Origin of the sequence: Brucella sp. JSBI001, from assembly GCF_026014005.1 — a bacterium.
GTDB lineage: Bacteria > Pseudomonadota > Alphaproteobacteria > Rhizobiales > Rhizobiaceae > Brucella > Brucella anthropi.
Window position 1 is genome coordinate 1563827 of the sequence record NZ_CP110339.1, and the last position, 22914, is coordinate 1586740.

Genomic DNA, 22914 nt, shown 5'->3' on the forward strand with positions numbered 1-22914 from the left:
CCTACCTTCCCGATCAGAAAATATCCCGAAGGGCGTAAAACGGCTTCGAGATGATATTCAATTCAAAACAAATATTCAGGAGTGCCTGCGCGATCACGTTACACTCCGTTCATCCGGGCCACAGGGGCTCCTGCAACCGAAGCCTGCGCCAGAAATACGCCACCAGACCGAGGTGCGGCCTCCAGGGTCGCTTCCGGCAGCTGGCGATGCGAGGTGATGGCCAGAAGTGTCAGGTCTGGTCCGCAAAAACAGGGCATTGTTGGAGCCGGAACCGGTACCGGAACCTTTTCAAGCAGATTACCCTCGCGGTCGAAGCGATTCAGAATGCCAGCGGATACACCCGCGCTCCAATAAGCACCCTCAGCATCGCAGGCGCCGCCATCCGGCCTGCCGCTTTGCTCATCGAGGTCGCAAATGCGCTTGCGCCCACTAATCTCACCGGTCTCCGGGTCGAAGTCATAACGGTCGATCCACGGCCTGCGGGAATCCGTATGGAACATGGTTCTGCCGTCCGCCGTCCAAGCGAGACCATTAGAAATCTCAAAACCCTCGGCCTTAACAGAAGCCTCGCCGTCCCATGTTACTCGGTAGAGCCGCGCGATGGCTTCCCGCTCATGACGGCCATCCATGCTGCCGATCCAGAACGCACCGTCAGGACCGACCTTGCCGTCATTGAGGCGGGATGTTCCCGGCTCATCGTACCCCGCCCATAGCGGTTCACGAATGCCGGTTTCAGGATCAAACAGGACAACCTCACGTGAAAGCGCCACCACGAGACGTCCGCTTTCTGTCAATCCGAAGCTTGCTACCTCGCTTGTAAAGGACCATTCACGAAGCACACCCCTATCGACGTCAATGTCGATTTCATATATGCGGCGCCCATAGATATCGCAGGCGAAAAGTGTTCCCCTGCGGTCATCCCAAACCGGACTTTCCATCAGTTGCCCGCGAAGATCGGCTATGCAGCGAAACGGTCCCATCATTCAGCTCCCGTCTTTTTCCGAATGACATCGGGATGACTGAGTACGAAATCAGACAACTCCAATCCCAGACCCGCTCCTTCGAACGGATAGATCATGCCCTTCTCTATGCGCGGCATCACCGTCACCAGATCGCGATACCATGAGGTGTAATAGGCCCGCACAGATTCCTGAAAGATCGCGTTGGGCGCATTGAGCGACAGATGGACGGAGGCCGCGAACACCACCGGACCAGTGCAGTCATGCGGCGCAATGGGGCGCTGAAATGCCTCGGCCATGGTGGCGATCTTCTTCGCTTCCGAAAGCCCGCCACACCATGAAATGTCGAGCATGACATAATCGGAGGCATCGGCGCGTAGGACATCGAGAAATTGCGCACGCGTCGCCATGGTTTCGCTGGCACAGACCGGAATGCCGGACTGGCGTGCGTAAACGGCCAGCGCCTGCGGGTTCATCATCTTGATCGGGTCTTCCGACCAGAACGGTCGGAAGACTTTCAGTTCGCGCGCAATGGCCAGAGCCGACGTCAAGTCCCACATGGAGTGGAACTCGACCATGATTTCCATCCGCTCGCCGACCGCATCGCGTATCTGGCGAAACGGTGCCAGCGCCTTGTCGAGATCGCCGGCATGGATGAAGTTTCCGCCGGATGCGACAGCGAACGGGTCGAAGGGCCAGATTTTCATGGCCGTGATGCCTTCCGACAGAAGGCTTTCGGCAAGTGCACCTGCGTCCCTATGAAAAGCCAGCTGGTCCTCGTAGGGCCCTTCCGTTGCCTCATCGGCATCACCGATATATCGGCGCGCGCCGCTTTTGTTATAGGTGTAGCCCGCGCAGGTATTGTAGGTGCGGATCGATTGTCGAGACAGACCACCGAGCAACTGATGGATTGGCTGGCCGGTCACCTTGCCAAAAATATCCCAAAGCGCGATGTCTATCGCCGAGGCGGCACGGATTTCCACGCCTGACGAGCGAAAGCCGACATAAGGCTCCAGCAGCAGTTTGGAGATACGGTCGATCTCCAGCGGGTTCTGGCCGACGAGCAGCGGTGCGATATCGCTGTGGATATAGGCGGCGACCGCATTTGCACCACGGAAAGTCTCACCAAGTCCGACAATGCCCTCATTGGTGTGGACCTGCACCCACACTATGTTGTTGAGGTGCGGAAGCTGCACCGTTTCGATAGCGATGATTTTCATCCTGTTGTGCCTCAATGCGCGGACGGTTGACGGTTGCGCGCAACGATCTGCGTCGGATTGACGAAACGCAGGGCCAGAAGCAGCCAAACCAGCGAGGTGACCATGTAAATGACCGCCATGGCGTCGATGGACTGGACGGAGCGGACCCCGGCAGCGAACACCGAATAATAGAGCGCGACGACGAGCGTTTGCGATGTCGGTCCTGCGGTCAGGAAGGTCAGCTCGAACATCGCGACCGTGCGCACCAGAACCAGCAGCATGGCCGCAAGCACACCGGGCAACAGCATGGGCAGAAGCACATGGATGAAGAGCTTGAATGTGCCTGCGCCAAACACACGCGCCGCCGCCTCGACCTTCGGGTCGATCTGCTCGATGAAGGGGATCATCACCAGAATGACGAAGGGTACCGTCGGCACGAGATTGGCGAGAACGACGCCCCAGAAGGTACCGCCCACCCCGAACTTGTAAAGCACGGTTGCCAGCGGAATGCCGAAGGTTATCGGCGGCACCAGAAGCGGCAGCAGGAAGATCAGCAGCACAAGCTTTTTGCCGGGAAAATCGCGGCGCGCCATGGCGTAAGCTGCCGTGACGCCCAGAACACCCGACAGGATCACCACTGCAAAGACGACCTGAAAGGTGACCAGAAGCACTTGATCAAGCTGGAATTCGGCCCAGGCGGCTGCATACCAGCGCGTGGTAAACGCGTCTGGAAGCCATGTACCCAGCCAGCGCGTGCCGAAACTTGAAACCACCACGGCCACGATGACAGCAAGAACATTGAGCACGAAGAAGCCGGTTACGAGCCAGACGAGAGTGATCCAGAGCTTGGAAAGGATGGAAGTATCGCGGATCATGATCTATCCCTTTCCGCCAGCGGTCGAGCCGCGATAGAAGAGCGAGCGCACACCGAGCAGTGCCCCGACGACGAGCAATTGCACTGCCGCCATGATCATGGCGATGGATGAAGCCATGGAGTCGTCATATTGCTCGAAGGCCGCCTGTGCCGCAGCGATGGATATCACGCGGGTCGGTCCCGACGGCGCGCCCAAGAGGACAGCGGATGGAAACACAGCAAATGCCTGCACGAAGGTGAGGCAGGCTGCGACCACCAGCCCCGGCACCAGCAATGGCAGCATGACATGGCGAAAGCGCTGCCAGCTATTGGCGCCATGCGTGGCGGCGGCCCGTTCCAGTGCGGGATCAATGCCGGTTATGTAGGAAAGCGTCAGCAGGAAGGTGAACGGAAAAACCGTAATGACCAGCGATGCAAAGACCCCCCAGTAATTATTAGTGAGCTTCAGCGGATTATCGATCAGGCCAATATAGATCAGCGTGCGGCTGAACCAGCCTTGCGGCCCCAGATAATTCAAAAGACCTTCAGCAATCAGAACCGTGCCGAGCGTCACCGGCAGAACGAGGATCGTGGTCAGCAGGCGCTGGCGCGGCATCAGACGCACGCGCATGGCGATGGGAACCGCGAAAAGAACACTGATGACGGTTACAGGAATCGCAAGCCAAAGCGTCGCGCCGATGGTCTTGTAAAGATAGGGATCGGAGAAGAACTTGGTGTAATTGGCCAGTGCACCGCCGCCATCAATTGGATTGAAGGACAGAACTAGCCCGTAAAGAAACGGATAGATGAATACACCCACCACAAAGAGCAGCGCGGGCAGGATCAGAAGGGTGACGCCGTCGAAGCCGCGATTTGCAAGCCGTTGTCGCAAACCGGGCTTAAGCGGTGCATCCGCATAGGTCTCAGCCACCATCGCTCAGCCCTCCGCCGGGAAAACCAGCGCATGGCCAGCATCGACGCCCAACACGATACGACTGCCGGGCTCCACGCCCTGCGGCCCATGAAAGATCAGCTCCATCCCGGTTTCGGTGCGGGCTGTACCGACATATTCGCGCCCTCGATATTCGATGGTCTCGACGGTCGCCTGCAGGTCATTGCGATGACCCGAACCGGACACGACATCATCGCCGCGTGCCATCAGCACGGCATCGTCACCCGGCTCAAGCCCATCCATCGCACGGCCAACGAGTTCGTTTCCCGCGACGGAAATGATCGCCTGCCCGTTCTCGACGCGCACGACCTTGCCTGGCAAGGCGTTGCGGAAACCCATGAAGGCGGCGACATCACGATAGCGGGGCTCTTCGTAAAGCTCGTGCGGTTTGCCGACCTGACGGATTTCACCGTCGCGCAAGACCACGATGCGGTCGGCCAGCGACAGGGCTTCGTCTTGATCGTGGGTCACATAGATCGTCGTTGAGCCGAGCTGGTTATGGATGCGGCGGATTTCGGCGCGCATCTCAAGCCGCAGCTTCGCGTCGAGATTGGAAAGCGGCTCATCCATGAGAACCACCGGCGGCTCGATGACGATGGCGCGGGCAATTGCCACGCGCTGTTGCTGGCCACCGGAAAGCTGTCCCGGCAGTTTTTCTTCCTGTCCTTGCAAGCGCACCAAAGCCAATGCGGCGCGCGCACGTTCGTCGATCTCGCTTTTTGCCAGACCGCGCATCTTGAGACCGAACCCGACATTTTGCAGGACATTCATATGCGGAAACAGCGCATAGTTCTGGAACACCATGCCGAAACCGCGATCCTCCGGTTTCAACTGGTCCACGCGCCGTTCATCGATATAGATACCGCCGCTCGTCGTGCCGAGAAGTCCGGCGATGCAATTGAGAGCCGTCGATTTCCCGCAGCCGGAAGGTCCCAGAAGTGCGATGAACTCGCCTTTCCGGATTGTGAGGTTGATTTCCCTCAGCGCATTGAAAGTTCCGAATGATCGGCTCATCCGGTCGAGCCGGAGTTCTTGAAAGGACATTGACACAAGCACCATGATTTAGAATTGGCGACTATCAGCGGCCAGTGGCGAGCCCTTCACGGCCCACCACCCAGCCTTCGGTCAATCAACCAGCGGCGACGTCTTCGTCCCAGCGGCGGAATGCAGCGACCAGCGCCTCCGGTTCGAGCGGCAGCTCGATCGGATTATTTGCAATCCAGTCGGCATATTCCGGACGGCCAAACTCCGCGATGATGTTCTGGCTTTCCTTCGGCGCCATTTCGATGGTGACGTCCTTCACAGCAGGACCCGGATAGAAATAACCGGCATCGTAGGAATAGGCCTGCTGGTCAGGCTTGAGCGAGAACTTGATGAACTCCATCAGCACTGCGATTTTTTCCTCGGACACGCCCTTAGGAATGGCGAAGTAATGCGCATCGCAAACCCAGTGGAAGCCTTCCAGCTTGCTGACGCCCATTTCCTTCGGCACCACACCGAGCGCACGCGGATTGATGTCCCAGCCAGTGGTGGTCACCGTCATATCGCGCGTGCCTTCGCCCAGTTCCTTCATGAGCGCGCCCGTACCTGCCGGGTAGTATTCAATATTCTTGTGCAGTTCCTTCAGATAGGCCCAGGTTTTGTCCCAGCCCTTGACCGGGTCCTTCGGATCACTATCACCCAGAAGATAGGGAAGCCCCATCAGGAAGGTGCGCCCCGGACCGGAATTGGCCGGGCGAGCATAGATGAACTTGTTCGGGTTTTCCTTCGTCCAGGCCAGCAGTTCTTCAGCGGTCTTGGGCGGTGTCTTCACCTTGTCGGGGTGATATTCAAGAAGGGGGCCAGATGGATAATAGGAAACCACAACGCCCTTGCCCTTCGACATTTCCTGCATACGCCATGCTGGTTCAAGATAGATATCCTGAAGCTTCGGCAAGCCGTTATCCGGCAACGCGATGATGTCGGTCCATATGTCATCGGCAAGTCCGGCGGAAAGCGCATCCGGCCCGACGATCACCATGTCTATGTCAATTCGGTTGGCGCGCTGCTGCGCCTTGATTTTCCCCGGCAGTTCCGGCGCCGGTGCCTTGTTGAAGGTGAAGCGCGAAACCAGCGCTTTCTGCTCGGCTGCGAAATTGTCGAAGATCGGTTGGGTCAGGGCCAGATTGCCAGCGGCATCAATGACGTTGAGCGCTACTGGCGACGACGGCAGTTTCGCCGACTGTGCCCATACGCCTTTCGGCAGCATGATACCCATGCCGGTCGCAATCCCGGCCCCCGCCATGAATGTACGACGTGAAATTCCCTTATTCATGTTCTCCTCCACTTTTTGGTTTTCCGGTGCGCCCCTCTTCTCCCTGTCAGGACGGCCGGGTTTCATTTGTCAGACAATGCCATCAGTCTCCCAGCCCGAGACGATTGTCTGGAGCACCTCGCGATCATTCGCTTCAAGCTGCGGCAATCCGGGTAGTCGCACTTTTCCGACCTCAAACCCCTGAATTTGCAACGCTTCCTTCACAACAGTCACGTTCGCGCCATTACGGTACTTGGTGCGCATGGTCTCGAAATCGGCAATGCTTTCGACTACCGCCCGCGCTTTTGCGAAATCTCCCGCTTCCAGCGCATTCCAGACCGCCAGCGAACGCTTCGGTGCAACATTCACGAGGCCAGAGGTAAAGCCGCGGCCACCAAGGGCATAAAAAGGCAAGGCCCAGCTTTCCGCCAAGCCGCAGATCCAGGTCGCATCCATGCCTTTTGTCGCCCGACAGCATTCGAAGAAGAGCATCGTGTTTTGCGATGCAAACTTGACGCCTGCGACCTTGGCATGGGTCGCAAGGCGCACCATTTCATCGAGCGGAATCAGATCCGAACGGATATAGGCAACGATTGGCAAGTCTATGGCTTCGGCAATCGCGATGAAATAATCCACCTGCGCATGCGGCGCCGCAAAGGGATCTAGCGGATGATGGATCATCACGCCATCGGCACCTTCGGCTTGTGCTGCTTGTGAAATCCTGATCGCATCACGCACGGAACGGCCGGCTGCGGCTGTCACAGCAGCCTTGCCATTTGCCGCTTTCACCGCGATAGCCTGCAAGCGGATGACCTCATCCACAGTCATGCTGTAGAACTCGCCCGTATTGCCGCCGGTAACGATATTATGCACACCGGCGCCGGCGATCCGCTCGACAATTTTCGCCGTCAGCGCGTCATCGATTTCACCATCTGTATCATAGGCAGTCGCGTGCACACCCGAAATGCCCCGAAGCACCCGGCGGTATTCCGCTAGATCCATTATTTCCTCCCAATGTACTGGTCAGAAGACCAGTTCGATATGCGTGTCTCCCGCTTTCACGATGTGTTCGCGCATCAGACGCTCAGCCAGATCGCCGTTACGTGCCGTAATTGCCTTCATGATTGCTTCGTGCTCGTTGAAGGATTGCCGACGCACATCCTCGCGCGACAGAACAGTCACCCTTGCGGCGTGGTCGTACATGCGCTGTGCATTTTGCAACCGGCGCAGATATTCACATCCCGATGCCTCATGGATGCCGTCGTGGAACTTCTCGTTCAGCTCGATCAGCTGATCGACATTGCCTGCCTCGACCGCCGCCCGCATTTCTTCAATCACCGCGCGAAGAAAGCCGAACGCCTCCTCGCCGCCATGCTTGGCCGCCTGCCGCGCAATGATGCTTTCAAGCGCGGCACGAGCGAGCGTCATCTCTTCGGCCTGCCGCGCATTGAACGACACGAACGTTCCACGACGGGCCTCCGTGCGCACCAGCCCTTCTCCTTCCAGCTGGCGCAGCGCTTCTTTCAAAGGGCTCGTGCTGATGCCCAGATCGGATGCCAGCTGCCTCTCATTCAGCTTTTCGCCGGACTTGATCCGCCCGGAAATAATCGCCTCCCGCAGATTGTCATGCACATGGTCTCTGAGGCTCTTCACCTTGATCGGAGAAAGGGGGGAAACGTTATCACCCAAGGCAACACCTGTTTGTCACTGAATTCACGCTCCGATCCTGAAACAGCGAATCTGATATGTCAATATCTGATACATCAGATATCAAAGGAAACTCTTCCGCTCGTTGTCAGACAATAAAAAGACGGCCAAAGGCCGCCTTTATTAAGCGTATCCTGATATGCAGATCAGCCTATTCCGCCGCTGAATAATGCCCCTGATCCAGCCCGGCCTGCGCAATATGGAGGCGCTTGTAGCGTCCGTCCTTCATGGACAGAAGCTCGGCATGACTGCCCTGTTCGGCAATCCGCCCGCCCTCCACCACCAGAATGCGATCGGCATTGACGATGGTTGCAAGGCGGTGTGCGATCACCAGAGTCGTGCGCCCTTGCGAAAGCTCGGCGAGCGATTGCTGGATGGCACGTTCGGTTTCCGTATCAAGCGCGGAAGTCGCCTCATCAAGGATCAGGATCGGCGGGTTCTTCAGGAATATGCGCGCAATGGCCATGCGCTGCTTCTGCCCGCCGGAAAGCTTGACGCCACGCTCGCCGATAACCGTGTCATAGCCTTCCGGCAGATTGGCAATCACGCCATCAAGCCGCGCGCGGCGCGCAGCCTCGACGATTTCCGCGTCGGTCGCATCGAGACGGCCATAAGCGATGTTTTCCCGGATCGTTCCGGCGAACAGGAACACATCCTGACTGACAATACCGATATTCGACCGCAGAGACTTCAGGGTCATATCGCGAATGTCGCTGCCGTCGGCAAGAATCGCGCCCTTCGTCACATCATAGAAGCGCGGCAGCAGCGAGCAGATCGTCGTCTTGCCTGCACCTGAAGGACCAACAAAGGCAATCGTTTCGCCAGCACGAATGGAAATATCGAGACCATCGACAATGGGACGCTCGGTACTATAGCCGAAACTGACATCGCGATATTCGATATCGCCGGTCAGACGTGCAACGGACTGCGCACCGGGGCGGTCTGCAATATCCGGGCGCGTATCGAGAAATTCCGTATAGCGCTGAAAACCGGCAATGCCCTTCGGATATGTTTCGATGACCGAATTGATCTTTTCAATCGGGCGGAAGAACACGTTCACCAGCAGCAGGAAGCCGACAAATCCACCAGCCGTCAGTTCGCCGCGCACCACGAACCATGCGCCCGCCAGCATCACCACGACCTGCACAAAGCGCATCGACAGATAGGACAGAGACATCGACGCGGCCATGATCTTGTAGGCGGCGAGCTTGGTGGTGAGATACTTGTCGTTGCTCTCCGCGAAAAGCTGGCGTTCATGATCTTCGTTCGTAAAGGCCTGAACAACGCGGATGCCGCCGACATTTTCCTCGATACGCGCGTTGAAATCACCGACGCGCCGGTAAAGCGCGTGCCATGTGTGCGTCATGCGTCCGCCATAGCGGGCGGTGACATAGGCCGACAGCGGTACGATGACGGCGGTAATCAGCGCAAGCTGCGGATGCACCCACAGCATCAGGATGAAGGCGCCGATCAGGGTCATGATCGCGATGAAGACATCTTCCGGCCCGTGATGCGCCACTTCGCCGATCTCTTCCAGATCCTTGGTCAGCCGCGCCACAAGATGGCCGGTCTTCTGATTATCGAAGAAGCCGAAGGAGAGTTTCTGCAGATGATCGAAGGCCTTGCGGCGCATCTCTGTCTCGATCTTGATACCAAGCATATGCCCCCAATAGGTCACGATGACCTGCAGGAAGGCATTGACGACGTAAATGGCCAGCAGGCCGATCGCAGCAATGGCGATCACGCCGAGCTGGCCGGTCGGCAACAGCTTGTCGATGAAAAGCGTAACGGCAACCGGAAAGGCAAGCTCTAGCAGGCCGGATGCCACGGCGCTGGTAAAATCCAGCGCGAACAGCCCACGATGCGGACGATAATATCCGGCAAAACGTTTCAGCAATCCAGCCATGGCACGGTTCCCTCAAGATCGTTCAAAGGGTGCCTAACTCATTCATCTCCCTATTAAAAGGGTAATTTGACCAAAGAGTTCAAGATTTGAATGCTTCTGCTGGCTTTTGTCCGAATTTCGCCGCCCGGAATGATTTTCCTATGAAGACTTCATCATAATACGATCGTGGAAAATCATTCCCAAAACCATCATCGCAACGAAGAGCCATACCTGCGGCAACCCCATGGACAGTGCGGACACGACAGGGCCGGGACAAAAGCCTGCCAGCCCCCAACCCGCGCCGAAGATGGCAGAACCGGTAATCAACCGACGGTCGATCTCAGTATTCTCCGGCAGATGGAAAGACTGGTCCAGCACCGGCCGCGCCATACGCCGCTGCAACATCACGCCGGGGATAGCCACCAGGAGGGCACCGCCCAGCACGAAGGCAAGGCTTGGGTCCCAATGGCCGCTGGTAATATTCAGGAAGCCCGTCACGCGCGATGGATCGATCATGCCCGACAGCGACAGACCAAACCCAAAGATCGCGCCCGCAAGCAGCGTCATGGCCAGACGCGCATATGCCGACTGTTTCATAGCAATGCTCCCGAAATGCTGGCCACCACAATGCCGGTTACAAGAAAGGTGAGCGTTGCGGCTATCGAACGCCTGGAAAACCGCGCCATGCCGAGGATGCCATGACCGGATGTGCAGCCCGATCCCATCCGCGTTCCGATGCCGACCAGAAGTCCTGCCACGACGATGACGGGCCAGGACATAGCCATCGTGACCGGGGGAAATGAACCATAAATCGCCTCATAGATAATCGGTCCCAGAACGAGGCCGACGACAAAGACCGCATTGGCTGGAATCTGTTTGCCACCCAGAAGCCGCCCGACGATGCCACTGATCCCGGCGATGCGCCCATTGAAGACGAGCAGCAGGACTGCGGAAAGACCGAGCAACATGCCGCCTGCCAATGATTGCAGATAGGTTGTGATCATGCCCGTTCCTCCGGTGCGCAAAAAATGCCGTAAAGCGCCTCGATGAGTTGTGCAGCCTTGGCTTCCGTCAGCCGGTAGAAAATCTGCTTCGCTTCGCGACGGGTTTCGACAATGCCCGCTTCGCGCAGCACGCCCAGCTGTTGCGACAGCGTCGGCTGGTGAATGCCAAGCGCTTCCTCCAGCTCTCCAACCGAATATTCCCGTTCTGCAAGCGTGCAGGCCAGCATAAGCCGCGCCGGATGCGACAGCGTCTTGAGGAGTTCGGCAACCTCGGTTGCCCGCCCCTCCATTTCCGTGCGCGTCATCTTGTTTTCATGGGCTGGCACTCGGCCCGAAATCGCATCCATCATGGCACCCAATTTTCAATATACAATTAAATATAATGTATATTGTTTTTTTCAAGAGAGCCAGAACAGTAATACCGCCGTACAAAATTGAACGGCGGCTTTGAGCTCAATTCTGGAGCAGTGACTGAACGGCGGCCAGTTCCGTCTGGCGCAACTCGTGCCCGCCCGGATGCCAGACCAGCTCGACATCAGCTTTCTGGCGCTCGAAATAATATGCAAGCGCTTCTGTCAGATCCGGCGGACAGATCGGGTCCATCCGCCCGGCAGTCATCAGAATTTTCGCGCCTTCGAGCGCCGGATTGTCCTTCGGCCTGAATGGCACCAGCGGATGCAGAAGTGCCGCCTTGTCGAACACCCTGCCTTTCTCGATCAGAAGGTTCGCCATGATATTGGCGCCATTGGAATAGCCGAGCCCGATCACTTCGGATGGCTTGTGCTGAGCCACAAGGCCAGCGATGAAATCGGCCATCTTGTCGGTGGCGCGAGCAAGGTCTTCCATATCGTAGACGCCCTCGCCTGTGCGGCGGAAGAAGCGCGCAGCTCCATATTCCGACACATCACCGCGTGGCGACACGATGGTCGCTTCCGGCAAAAGCTGTTCCGCCAGACCGAAAAACTGGTTTTCATCGCCGCCCGTACCGTGAAACACGATGAACAGCGGCGCTCCGTTCGCACCGGCCTTCAGCCGGTGCTCATAGGTTTGGATTGTCATGTTCGATCTCCTGTCCCGACGTCTTCAGATCCTGTCCAGATGCTCTTCGAGATAGCCACGCAGATGCTGGTGCTGCTCCGGCAGCTTCAGCGCTTCACCGAGATGGGCCGTATCCTCGTCGCGGTCGAAACCGGGTTCGTTGGTGGCCACCTCGAACAGCACGCCGCCCGGCGTGCGGAAATAGATCGCCCAGAAGTAATCGCGGTCGATGACCGGTGTGACGTGATAGCCCGTATCCATCAGCGCCTTGCGCACCTCCAGCTGCTTCTCGCGGTTTTCGACGGCGAATGCCACATGATGCACGGAACCGGCACCCTGCTGGTTGCGACCAACTGCTGGCAAGGTTTCCAGATCGATGACGCCCGCACCATTGCCTTCCGGCATGATGAGCCGGGTGACACCGTCCTTCGCATCGAGCTTCTGGTATCCCATATATTTCAGCAATTCCGAGGTCGCGCCTTCGTCGCGAAGCCGCATTGAGACCGAATGAAAGCCACGGATGGCGTGCTCGGCATCAATCCCCTCATGTGCCCACGGCGCACGCGGATCGTCCTTCACTTCAACCAGTGCAAAACTGTCGCCATCCGGTCCACGGAAATGGATACGCTTTTCGCCGAACGCCTCGTCTTCGGATTCAATCTTGACGGCGGATTGCTCGAAACGATCCTCCCAGAAGCCAAGAGAACCCTGCGGCACAGCAAATACCGTCGTCCCCACCTCGCCCGTACCATCGCGACCGCGCGGCATGCCGGGAAATGGAAAATAGGTCATGACAGTGCCGGGCGTGCCTAGTTCATCACCATAATAGAGATGATAGACACTCGGATCGTCGAAATTGACAGTCTTCTTGACGCGGCGCAGTCCCAGAGTATCGGTGAAAAAGCGGTTATTGGAGCGCGCATCGGCGGCAAGCGAGGTCACGTGGTGGAGGCCCTTGATCTGATTAAGCATGGCTATCTCTCCTGTTGTGTTACCGCCAATATAGCCATCGGTATGATCATTGAAACATTGACAATCATGCACAGATTGTATCGATTTCAGATACAGTTGCAGGCTATGATGATTTCCATCTAGACGTACTGCCCATTCAAAGTTTAGCTACCTGCAACAGCAATATAGAAAGGCTCCCCATGGCGTCCGGCTTGTTCGCGCTTCTCGATGATGTCGCAGCCATTGCGAAAATGGCGGCAGCTTCGCTCGACGATGTTGCAGGACAGACGGCAAAGGCCAGCGCCAAGGCAGCAGGCATCGTAATTGATGATACGGCCGTCACGCCGAAATATGTTGTGGGGCTGAAGCCGGAACGTGAATTGCCGGTCATCTGGAAAATCACCAAGGGATCGCTGCGCAACAAGCTCATCGTCCTGCTGCCGCTGGCGCTCATCCTCGGCTATTTCGCACCATCCTTCATCATGCCGCTTCTGATGATCGGCGGTGTCTATCTGGCCTTTGAAGGAACGGAAAAGCTGGTGGAGTTCTTCATCCCGCACAAGGAAGAGGAACATGAGGAAACCAAGGGCACGACTGCCAAGGAGATCGAGGAAACAACCGTCAGCGGTGCGATCCGCACGGACTTCATCCTGTCGGCGGAAATCATGGCACTGACGCTGGCGGGCCTGGCTCCGTCGAGCATTTATACGCAGGCGGCCATCCTCGCCGCAGTCGGCATATTGATCACCTTCGCCGTTTATGGCGTGGTCGGCATCATCGTGAAGCTCGACGATATGGGCGTCTCGCTCGTGCGCAACAGTCACACGGCTTTCGGCAGGCAACTCGGCAAGGGGCTGGTCGCGGGCATGCCCATCATATTGAAGGTTCTGAGCACTGTCGGCACCATCGCCATGCTTTGGGTCGGCGGCAGCATCATCGTACATGGGCTGGATTCCATCGGCATCCATAGCGTTGAAGCCTTCATCCATTCCATCGTCTCGCACCTGCCGACCGAGGGCACCCGGTTTGCAGCCGCCTTCGAATGGATCGCCACCTCCTTCCTGCAGGCTGTACTTGCGGTTCTAATCGGTATTGTCGTCGTGATAGCCGTCAACGTCTTCAAGGCCCTGAAAGCGAAGGCCTAGAGCGCGTTTCGATCTGATTGCATCAGATCGGCGCCCTATCTGTTCGTTTTCACGCATGTCTTCATCCCGAAGCCGGTTCCCACTTTCGGGAGACATGCTCTAACTTCAGGCCAGATAGCGCTTGAACCATTCGATTGTCCGATCCCATGCGAGCTTCGCCGCCGCTTCGTCGTAGCGCGGTGTGGAATCGTTGTGGAAGCCATGATTGACGCCCGGATAGATGTAAGCCTCGTAGGTCTTGCCGTTCTTTTCCAACGCTTCCTCATAAGCGGGCCAGCCCTCGTTGATGCGGGTGTCCAGTTCGGCGTAGTGCAACAGGATAGGCGCCTTGATGCGCGGCACGTCATCCGCCGGGGCCTGCCTGCCATAGAAAGGCACAGCGGCTGCGAGTTCCGGAAAGGCGACTGCCGCCGCATTGGCAACACCACCGCCATAGCAAAAGCCGGCAATGCCGACCTTTCCGGTCGTCAGATCGCTTTTCATCATGAAATCGACCGCCGCAAAGAAGTCGTTCATCAGCTTGGTCGGGTCGACCTGCTGCTGTAATTCACGGCCCTTATCGTCATTGCCGGGATAGCCACCAACCGAGGTGAGACCGTCGGGCGCGAGTGCGATGAAACCGGCCTTTGCGACCCGGCGGGCGACGTCTTCGATATACGGGTTCAGTCCGCGATTTTCGTGCACTACCACGACGGCGGGCAGCTTGCCCTGCAGCTTGGCCGGTCGCACCAGATATGCGCGGACCTCGCCGTTTCCTTCCGGTGACGGATAGGTGATGTATTCGGGATGGATGTCGGGATCGGTGAATTCGACCTGTTGCGCCATCGCATAATCGGGACTGAGCGAGGCCAGTATGGTTGTGGCCGTCATGGTGCCGACCGCAAACTTTGCAGCCTTGTCCAGAAACTCTCGTTTGGTTATCCGGCCATGGGCATAGAAATCGTAGAGTTCGAGAAGTTCTTGCGGGAAATCCTTCGCCGTCAGACGTGTCATGGTCAGCCTTTCCTCTCAAAGAAGGTCAGTCTAGCACAAGGTTGAAATGGAGCCACACCGCTGCCAGCAATGCATAGCGGCAGCTTCTTCACATTGATTGAAACCAACTTTACTGCATTCGTCTTTCAAAACAAAAGGCCCGGCAAAAGCCGGGTCTTTTCAATGAATTATATCCGAGAGCATCAGATATTCGGCTCGATCTTGCCCTTGCCTTTAGCCCCGCCTTTATCCTTGGCCGTGAGCTTGTCGATATAGGCGAGGAACAGCGCCGAAAACACGAATGCCAGATGGATGATGGTGAACCACAGCAACTGGTTTGACGTGTAGGTGGTGGCGTTGAGGAATATCTGCAGCAGATGGATCGACGAGATCGCCACGATGGTCGAGGCAACCTTGATCTTGAGCGAGCCTGCATCGATGGTGCCAAGCCAGTGCACCTCGTCGCCGGCCTGATCGAAGCGGCTGACGAAATTCTCATAGCCCGAAATGATGACCATCACCACGAGGCTCGCAATCAACGCCGCGTCGATGAGCCCGAGGACTTTCAGGATCGTGTCGGTATCATTCAGCGCGGTAACTTTCGTTGCAAAATCGAACAGCTTGCCCACGAAGGATACAGCATAGATCGCCAGCGCAACGGCGAGACCGAGATAGAAGACAACCAGCAGCCAGCGTGACGCCAGAATGATATTTTCGATCAGAAGTTCAATTCGTTTCATCGATCCGGTTCCAGGTAATCATATCGACACCTCTTAAAAAACCGCGCGCTTTTGGCAAGCGCGTCAGATATTGAATGATGTGCAAAAGTAGGATCGCGACTGCTTTCTTACAATATCAGCTTTCGTCTGCTGCTTGCAGCAATTCCAGTGCGAGCTTGCGCGCCCCCGCAGAAATGTCCGGATTGAAGACCAGCCAATAACCTTTGTCGCTCGTCTGCGACACCTCGCAAGCATGGACAAGCTGCCCACGCTGCACGGCCCCGTCGATCAGCCCCGCCCAGCCAAGCGCCACCCCCTGATCGGCAATGGCTGCCTCGATCACCAGATTATAGGTGTTGAAGACCAGCCCGTAATTGCCGTCCTCGATGTCCTCACCGATAGCATCGAGCCATGACTGCCATGTGAACCAGCGATCACCCTGCAGCGTATCAAGATGCAGCAGTGAAGCGGTACCCAGCCTTTTCCCATCCGGAAACGGGCCATGTTCGGCAAGATAGGCTGGCGAACAGACCGGCACGACTTTTTCACCGATGAAGGCGATAGCGTCCTTCGGGAAATCCTCGCGACCGCCGAAAAGGACCGAAATATCCGCGTCACGCCGGTCGAGCGGCTGAAGCATGGATGATGCCGTGATGCGCACATCCACCTCCGGATGTTTCGGGCGAAACTGCGCGACACGCGGCATCAGCCAGAACGTCGCGAAGCCATAGTCGGTCGCGATCCGCAGTCCCGGCGCGCGCTGACGGCGTTTGATCTGCTGCACAGCCTCATCGATTCCATCGAGACCGGAGCGCACTGCTTCATAAAGAATGCGGCCCTCGGGCAATATCTCAACGCCGCGCGCCCGCCGGGCGAACAATGCGACGCCCAGACGCTCCTCGATGCGTTTTATCTGATAGCTGACGGCCGGTTGCGTCATGCCGAGTTCACGCGCTGCAAGGGTCAGATTTTCCAATCGTCCCACCGCTTCGAAAACGCCAAGGCTGCCAAGGTCCCAGGATGGAGAAACCATAAATACTTTCTATAGCTTCGATAAAAAATGAATGGGTTTTTCCTTAGCCTAAATGATGTTCTCCTTAAAGTAGGAACATAAGACATAACTGGTCTTAATCTATAGGAGGGGTCACAAAATGCGCTACTTGAAGATTGCGGCACTGGCGTTCACGGCACTGGCGGGGCTTTCAGGAGCGGCTTCTGCTGCCGATCCCGCCGCTTGCGAAACCATCCGGCTGTCCGATCCGGGCTGGACCGACATCACCTCCACCAACTCCGTCGCAAGCGTGCTGCTGGAAGGTCTCGGCTATAAGCCCAATGTAAAAACCATGTCCGTGCCCATCGGCTATGAGGCGCTCAAGACTGGCAATCTTGACGTTTTCCTCGGCAACTGGATGCCCGCACAACAGAAGTTCCGTGACGATCTCGACAAGGCGAAAGCCGCCGAAGTCATCGTGAAAAACCTCGAAGGGGCAAAGTTCACGCTGGCCGTGCCGGATTATGTGGCAAGCGAAGGCGTGAAGGACTTTGCCGACCTCGCCGCCCATGCGGACAAATTTGGCAAGGAAATCTACGGCATCGAGCCGGGTGCACCTGCCAACCAGAACATCCAGAAAATCATCGAGGACCACAAGTTCAAGCTCGATGGCTGGAAGCTGGTGGAATCGAGCGAGCAGGCCATGCTCGCGCAGGTGGATCGCAAGAACAAGGATAAGGCTTGGGTCGTGTTTCTGGCCTGGGCGCCGCACCCGATGAACAACAAGCTCAAGATAGAATATCTGGCGGGTGGCGATGACTATTTCGGCCCGAATTTCGGCGGCGCGGAAGTCTACACGCTTGGCCGCACCGGCTGGGCCGCCCAATGCCCGAATGCCGCAACGTTCTTCAAGAACCTCACTTTCACTGTCGATATCGAGAATGAGCTGATGGGCAAGATTCTCGATGAAGGTGCGGAAGGTCCTGCAGCCGCCAAGGAATGGCTGAAGGCGCATCCGGACCAGATCGACAAATGGCTTGCGGGCGTCACCACCTTCAAGGGCGAACCGGGCGCGGAAGCCGTCAAGGCAAACCTCGGTCTTTAACCGAGAACAACACGCACTTTGCAGGCGGGCGTTTCAGCGCCCGCCGTTTCGCGTTCCCACACTTGCCAACGGTCCCGCACAATGAAAAAGCCGAATATCCTCATCCTCATGGTCGATCAGCTGAACGGCACGTTCTTTCCGGACGGCCCGGCCGAATTCCTGCATGTTCCCAATCTGAGAAAGCTTGCCGAACGTTCCGCACGTTTTGCCAACTGCTACACGGCAAGCCCTCTTTGCGCCCCGGCGCGTGCGTCGTTCATGTCGGGCCAGTTGCCGTTTCGAACTGGCGTCTATGACAATGCGGCGGAGTTTTCGTCTGAAATCCCAACCTATGCGCATCACCTTCGCAACGCTGGCTACCAGACGGCGCTTTCCGGCAAGATGCATTTCGTCGGTCCGGATCAGCTGCACGGTTTCGAGCAGCGGCTCACCACCGACATCTACCCGGCGGATTTCGGCTGGACGCCGGATTATCGCAAGCCTGGTGAACGTATCGACTGGTGGTATCACAATCTCGGTTCGATCACCGGAGCGGGTTCCGCCGAAATCACCAACCAGCTCGAATATGACGATGAAGTTGCCTATCAGGCCGAAGCGAAGCTCTATGATCTGGCGCGCGGCCACGACGAGCGGCCATGGTGTCTGACTGTCAGCTTTACCCACCCACATGACCCTTACGTAGCGCGCAAGCGCTTCTTCGATCTCTATGCGGACATTCCCGAACTTGATCCGAAAATCGGACCGCTGGCTGAAAGCGAGATCGACCCGCACACCGAACGCCTGTTACGGGCCTGCAAGGCCGAGGACTACGATCTGACCCGCGAGAAGGTTCGCACGGCACGTCAGGCCTATTTCGCCAATATCTCCTATGTGGATGACAAGATCGGCGTCCTGCTCGATGTCGTCGAACGCTGCGGCATGGCGGAAGACACGATTGTCGTCTTCACTTCCGATCACGGCGATATGCTTGGCGAACGCGGCTTGTGGTTCAAGATGAGCTTCTTCGATGGCTCCGCTCGCGTCCCGTTGATGATTGCGGCCCCGCAATTGCGGGCTGGCCGCGTGGATGCGCCCGTCTCGACGCTCGACGTTCTGCCGACACTGGCGGACCTTGCCGGGATCGACCTCAAGGGCATCATGCCGTGGACCGACGGCGTTTCACTGACAGATGTTGCCTCTGGCGCGGAGCGCGGGGCGGTGCCTATGGAATATGCAGCCGAAGGCACCATTGCGCCAATGATCTCGCTGCGGGATGGCGACTGGAAGCTCAACCTGTGCCGCGCCGACCCGCCACAATTGTTCAACCTTGCCGACGATCCCGACGAGCTGCGCAATCTGGCGGAACTGCCGGAATTCAAAACCGCTCTGGACGACCTTCTGGCCAAAGCTGAAAAACGCTGGAATCTGGAACGCTACGATGCCGACGTCCGGGCCAGTCAGGCGCGTCGCCACGTCGTCTATCCGGCGTTGCGCAACGGCGCCTACTATCCATGGGACTACCAGCCGCTGCAAAAGGCGTCCGAGCGCTATATGCGCAACCACATGGACCTGAACGTGCTGGAAGAAAACCAGCGCTTTCCGCGCTGATTAGCAAAGCGGGGCCTCACAGCCCCGCCTGTTCAAATTCTTACTGTTCGGAAAATTCCAGAACCGTGCCGCTGGCATTTTCCGGCAGCACGGCGATGCCCGCAGATGTCTTCACGTGGGAAATTCCGTTGGTATCGAGAACGCCGCGCGCCTTGTCCAGCGAAGCGACCCGGATGCGCAGAACGGCGAAAGCCTTGCCCGGTGTCCGGGCAAAATCCACACCGGGATAGATTGCAGCGGCTTTCTCCTCACTCACAACCCATATGTCTGCCGAACGTGAGCCTGTCGAAACCTTCCAGCCACCATCCTGTACCTCTGCCTTGCCATTGGCGTACAGGCGGGCAAAACCATTGGCAGCAGCTTCCGGATCGGATGAGATGGCAACAATGGCGGAAAGGCCATTTGCACCATTTGCATGTTCGATCAGTTCCGGCAGCCAGACTGTTTCGCGGGTCTTGTGCTGGCACATGAAGACCATACCTTGCGGCACTTCACTTTCCGCGAAAGACACCGTTTCAAAAGCCGCAACACCCTCGCCGCCGCCCGGCAGTTCTACGGGACGCTGAAACGCGCCAACCTCGCCGGTCTTGATGCCAAGTGCGTCCAGTTCCGCCTTGGCATCGCGCGCATTGTCGATGCGGCAGGCAATGGCATGGAGGCCTTCGCCCTGCGCTGCCAGTTTCTCACGCTGATGCAGATTACCCGGCGTCTCGGCAACGATGCCGAGCAGCTCGAAATAATCCTCCGGAAACATGATGGTGTAGTTGCCGGTGCCCTTTTCCTTGCTGTGGAGTCCACGTGGGCTCAGTGTGAATCCGAAACGGCGATATTGTTCGGCACTTTTCTCCAGATCGCCGACCAGCAGGAAAATATGATCGACGCCTTTGACCGGATGAGACATACAAAACTTCCTTTTCTATTTCTTGGTCGGAGCCAGAACGATCTCGTGGATCGTAACCTTGGGATTCATATTGGCAACATAGAGGGCGGTTTCAGCCATATCCTCGGGCTGGATGACATCATCCATGCGAGAGAGATCGAAGCCCGGACGACGCGCCAGAAGCGGCGTCGCCACCTCACCGGGGCATAGCACCGTCGACCGGATGCCGTTTGGTCCTTCCTGCGCATTCAGGCTGGCGCTCAGATCGTTGAGCGCATGTTTGGACGCACCATAGGGGACGCCGCCGCCGGGCGATGAAAACCGCCCTGCCCAGGACGATGTGTGGATCATCAACCCACCACCCTGTGCGCGCATGGGCGTCAAAGCAGCGGCAATCACATTGATCGCACCCTTGATGTTGATGTCGATGACATCGTCCCATGAATCGAAATCAATATCCGCCCAGCTACGGCGCGGAATATTGAGACCGGCATTGTTGCAGAGCACATCAAGACGACCTGCCCAATCGACGATAGCTCCGGCAGTAGCGGCAACCGCCTCCCGGTCGAGAACATCCGCCGGAAATATCTGCGCCTCGCCACCATTGGAGACGATCTCCTCGGCAATCACTGCAAGTGCATCCGCCTTGCGGCCCGTTAGCGCGACGCGCCAGCCTTCACGCGCGAACCGTCGTGCCATGGCAGCGCCGATGCCGGACCCGGCGCCGGTGATCCAGACCGCACCGCGCTCGTTTTTGCCCGAGTTTGCGTTCTGCTCGGGGGAATTCTGACTCATCAACAAACTCCGTCGTAGAAAATCGACATTTATTAACGCAGGCTGGTCGAGAAATTTTACCAATTTTGCCCGCGATATTAGTTTATCTTGACATTATCGCCACGGATTCTAGCATATCAATGCTTGCATACAATAAAGACCCTCTGAGGTGGCATTTCGTTGCGATTTCAGGGGCTTGAACAATATTGGGACGTGCGGGAAAAGAGGCTAAAAAGCCCTCCCTCAACGTCCTTCAGGGGAACAGAGAATGCATATCAGAAAAGCTGGCCTTGGCCTGTTTCTAGCGGCGTTTTCGCTTGCGACGGCGTCTTCGCACGCCGAAGAAGTGAAGCGCGGCGGCACTGTCATCGTCCATATGAACACCGAGCAGGGTGTGCTTAACCCTGCGCTGCGCGCCTCCACCGGCGTCTATCAGATCACCGGCCGTATCATGGAGCCGCTGATCGACCGCACTTATGAGGGCTATGTGCCGGTTCTGGCCACAAGCTGGTCGTCCTCGGAAGACGGCAAGGCCATCACCTTCAAGCTGCGCGAGAATGTGCGCTGGCATGACGGTCAGCCTTTCAGCTGCGATGACGTTTCGTTCAGCGCGATGAACCTCTGGAAGAAGCTGCTCAACTATTCGACCACGCTTCAGGCCAATCTCGAAGCCGTCGATTGCACCGATCCTTACACAGCAGTGTTCCGCTATTCCAAGCCGATGCCGCTGGAACTGCTCGTCGCTGCCATGCCTGATCTCGGCCATCCGGTGCCGAAGCATCTTTATGAAGGCACTGATATTCTCAAGAACAAGTACAACGCCGCGCCGGTGGGCACGGGACCGTTCAAGTTCGTCGAGTATGAGCGCGGCCAGCACATCATTGCCGAGCGCAACGACGATTACTGGCGTGGCAAGGAATATCCTTATCTCGACCGCATCGTCTGGCGTTTCATGCCGGACAAGGCCGCTGCTGCCGCAGCGCTTGAAGCCGGTGAAATGATGGAAACCGCCTTCAACGGTATTTCCATGTCGGATACCGAGCGCCTCCAGAAGGATGGCCGCTTTGACACCGGCACCAAGGGTTTCGAAAACAACGTTGCCCACTCGACCATCGAGTTCAATCTGCGCAATCCGATCCTTGCCAATCTGAAAGTTCGCCAGGCGATCTATCACGCGCTCGATATCGACTTTGCGATCAAGACGATCATGCGCGGCTATGCCAAGCCGGGCCGTGGCCCGATCCCAAGCGCTGGCGGCGCCAATTACACGGATCAGGTCCAGACTTACCCGTATGATGTTGAAAAGGCGAAAAAACTGCTCGACGAAGCCGGTTACCCGGCTGGCCCCGACGGCATCCGCTTCAAGCTGCGTCATCGCCCGGCACCATGGGGTGAATATACGCAGCTCTGGGCCGAGTATTATGCCCAGGCGATGAAGGAAGTCGGTATCGACGTCCAGATCCTGACCAACGATGCGCCGGGCTTTCTGAACGGTGTCTATCGTGACCATGACTTCGACACGGCAAGCGGCTGGCACCAGTTCCGCTCCGATCCGGCTGTTTCCACCACCGTCTGGCTGCGCTCCGGCGCTCCGGTCGGCACCGCATGGTCCAACCAGTTCGACTACAAATCGGACGAAATGGACAGCCTGATCGACAAGGCCGCGAGCGAGCTCGACCCGGCCAAGCGCGCCGATCTTTATCACCAGATCCAGCAGCTTGAGATGAAAGACCTGCCGGTCATCTTCGCCATCGAACATCCGTTCGTCGGCGTGACCAATAAGGTCTTGAAGAACCACCACAACACGCCGCGCTGGGATTCTTCCAGCTGGTACGATCTGTGGATCGATCAATAAACAATACCAACCGCTGCCGGTCATCCGGCAGCGGCTCCCCAGTTT

General features: G+C 57.4%; 23 protein-coding genes. 4 read left to right on the forward strand and 19 right to left on the reverse strand.

Features of this window, described 5'->3' with window-relative positions; translation table 11 throughout:
• Positions 1–98 precede the first annotated feature (98 nt).
• From LJ361_RS07485 to LJ361_RS07550, 14 genes are all read right to left on the reverse strand, one after another.
• Positions 99–983 (reverse strand): SMP-30/gluconolactonase/LRE family protein, encoded by an 885-nt coding sequence (locus LJ361_RS07485; RefSeq protein ID WP_029927752.1) that lies wholly within the window; start codon positions 981–983, stop codon positions 99–101.
• Positions 980–2179: a mandelate racemase/muconate lactonizing enzyme family protein gene (locus LJ361_RS07490; RefSeq protein ID WP_010658539.1), complete on the reverse strand. Its 1200-nt coding sequence runs from the start codon at positions 2177–2179 to the stop codon at positions 980–982. The genes LJ361_RS07485 and LJ361_RS07490 overlap by 4 nt, the downstream gene beginning before the upstream one ends.
• 11 nt (positions 2180–2190) lie before the next feature.
• Entirely contained in the window at positions 2191–3033 is an 843-nt protein-coding gene (locus LJ361_RS07495; RefSeq protein WP_029927754.1) for an ABC transporter permease, read from the reverse strand.
• A 3-nt stretch (positions 3034–3036) separates the two neighbouring features.
• Complete coding sequence (locus tag LJ361_RS07500) at positions 3037–3945, reverse strand: ABC transporter permease (RefSeq protein WP_010658537.1); 909 nt, start codon at positions 3943–3945, stop codon at positions 3037–3039.
• Positions 3946–3948: 3 nt separating this feature from the next.
• Entirely contained in the window at positions 3949–5022 is a 1074-nt protein-coding gene (locus tag LJ361_RS07505) for an ABC transporter ATP-binding protein (RefSeq protein ID WP_029927756.1), read from the reverse strand.
• Between the two features lie 70 nt (positions 5023–5092).
• Positions 5093–6247: an extracellular solute-binding protein gene (locus LJ361_RS07510; RefSeq protein ID WP_043063088.1), complete on the reverse strand. Its 1155-nt coding sequence runs from the start codon at positions 6245–6247 to the stop codon at positions 5093–5095.
• 99 nt (positions 6248–6346) lie between these two features.
• Positions 6347–7258 carry a dihydrodipicolinate synthase family protein gene (locus tag LJ361_RS07515; RefSeq protein WP_010658534.1) on the reverse strand — a complete coding sequence of 304 codons (912 nt, stop codon included), beginning with the start codon at positions 7256–7258 and terminating at the stop codon, positions 6347–6349.
• A gap of 21 nt (positions 7259–7279) precedes the next feature.
• A complete protein-coding gene (locus LJ361_RS07520; protein WP_010658533.1) occupies positions 7280–7888 on the reverse strand; it encodes a GntR family transcriptional regulator in 609 nt (202 codons plus the stop codon).
• Between the two features lie 226 nt (positions 7889–8114).
• The gene (locus LJ361_RS07525; RefSeq protein WP_029927758.1) at positions 8115–9869 is read right to left on the reverse strand and encodes an ABC transporter ATP-binding protein; all 1755 of its coding nucleotides are present in this window, start codon (positions 9867–9869) and stop codon (positions 8115–8117) included.
• 138 nt (positions 9870–10007) lie between these two features.
• On the reverse strand, positions 10008–10445 hold the full coding sequence (locus tag LJ361_RS07530) for a YeeE/YedE family protein (RefSeq protein ID WP_029927760.1): 438 nt from the start codon (positions 10443–10445) through the stop codon (positions 10008–10010).
• Positions 10442–10852 carry a YeeE/YedE family protein gene (locus tag LJ361_RS07535; RefSeq protein ID WP_029927762.1) on the reverse strand — a complete coding sequence of 137 codons (411 nt, stop codon included), beginning with the start codon at positions 10850–10852 and terminating at the stop codon, positions 10442–10444. Before LJ361_RS07535 ends, LJ361_RS07530 begins: the two co-directional genes overlap by 4 nt.
• Positions 10849–11199 (reverse strand): sulfite-sensing transcriptional repressor BigR, encoded by a 351-nt coding sequence (gene bigR, locus LJ361_RS07540; RefSeq protein ID WP_036563524.1) that lies wholly within the window; start codon positions 11197–11199, stop codon positions 10849–10851. The genes LJ361_RS07535 and bigR overlap by 4 nt, the downstream gene beginning before the upstream one ends.
• Before the next feature lie 106 nt (positions 11200–11305).
• Positions 11306–11911, reverse strand: coding sequence for an alpha/beta hydrolase (locus LJ361_RS07545; RefSeq protein WP_029927766.1), 606 nt, complete (start codon positions 11909–11911; stop codon positions 11306–11308).
• 24 nt (positions 11912–11935) lie between these two features.
• Positions 11936–12862, reverse strand: coding sequence for a VOC family protein (locus tag LJ361_RS07550; RefSeq protein ID WP_029927768.1), 927 nt, complete (start codon positions 12860–12862; stop codon positions 11936–11938).
• A gap of 179 nt (positions 12863–13041) precedes the next feature.
• Here LJ361_RS07550 and LJ361_RS07555 point away from each other — a divergent pair, with 179 nt between their 5' ends.
• Positions 13042–13986: a DUF808 domain-containing protein gene (locus tag LJ361_RS07555; protein WP_010658526.1), complete on the forward strand. Its 945-nt coding sequence runs from the start codon at positions 13042–13044 to the stop codon at positions 13984–13986.
• A gap of 105 nt (positions 13987–14091) precedes the next feature.
• On the opposite strand, the gene yghX is transcribed toward LJ361_RS07555, so the two are convergent.
• The 3 genes from yghX to LJ361_RS07570 form a co-directional block, all read right to left on the reverse strand.
• Positions 14092–14979, reverse strand: a complete 888-nt coding sequence (gene yghX, locus LJ361_RS07560) for a YghX family hydrolase (RefSeq protein WP_264813144.1) — start codon at positions 14977–14979, stop codon at positions 14092–14094.
• A gap of 182 nt (positions 14980–15161) precedes the next feature.
• Complete coding sequence (locus LJ361_RS07565; protein WP_010658524.1) at positions 15162–15698, reverse strand: TIGR00645 family protein; 537 nt, start codon at positions 15696–15698, stop codon at positions 15162–15164.
• A gap of 115 nt (positions 15699–15813) precedes the next feature.
• On the reverse strand, positions 15814–16710 hold the full coding sequence (locus LJ361_RS07570) for a LysR substrate-binding domain-containing protein (protein WP_012092760.1): 897 nt from the start codon (positions 16708–16710) through the stop codon (positions 15814–15816).
• 118 nt (positions 16711–16828) lie between these two features.
• Here LJ361_RS07570 and choX point away from each other — a divergent pair, with 118 nt between their 5' ends.
• Positions 16829–17773, forward strand: a complete 945-nt coding sequence (choX, locus tag LJ361_RS07575; protein WP_029927773.1) for a choline ABC transporter substrate-binding protein — start codon at positions 16829–16831, stop codon at positions 17771–17773.
• An 81-nt stretch (positions 17774–17854) separates the two neighbouring features.
• Positions 17855–19360: a choline-sulfatase gene (betC, locus tag LJ361_RS07580; RefSeq protein ID WP_029927775.1), complete on the forward strand. Its 1506-nt coding sequence runs from the start codon at positions 17855–17857 to the stop codon at positions 19358–19360.
• A 40-nt stretch (positions 19361–19400) separates the two neighbouring features.
• Here the strand turns inward: betC and LJ361_RS07585 are convergent, their stop codons facing one another.
• Complete coding sequence (locus tag LJ361_RS07585) at positions 19401–20261, reverse strand: VOC family protein (RefSeq protein WP_029927777.1); 861 nt, start codon at positions 20259–20261, stop codon at positions 19401–19403.
• 15 nt (positions 20262–20276) lie between these two features.
• Complete coding sequence (locus LJ361_RS07590; protein ID WP_029927780.1) at positions 20277–21035, reverse strand: SDR family oxidoreductase; 759 nt, start codon at positions 21033–21035, stop codon at positions 20277–20279.
• A gap of 247 nt (positions 21036–21282) precedes the next feature.
• Here LJ361_RS07590 and LJ361_RS07595 point away from each other — a divergent pair, with 247 nt between their 5' ends.
• On the forward strand, positions 21283–22869 hold the full coding sequence (locus tag LJ361_RS07595; RefSeq protein WP_036586552.1) for an ABC transporter substrate-binding protein: 1587 nt from the start codon (positions 21283–21285) through the stop codon (positions 22867–22869).
• Positions 22870–22914: the final 45 nt, after the last annotated feature.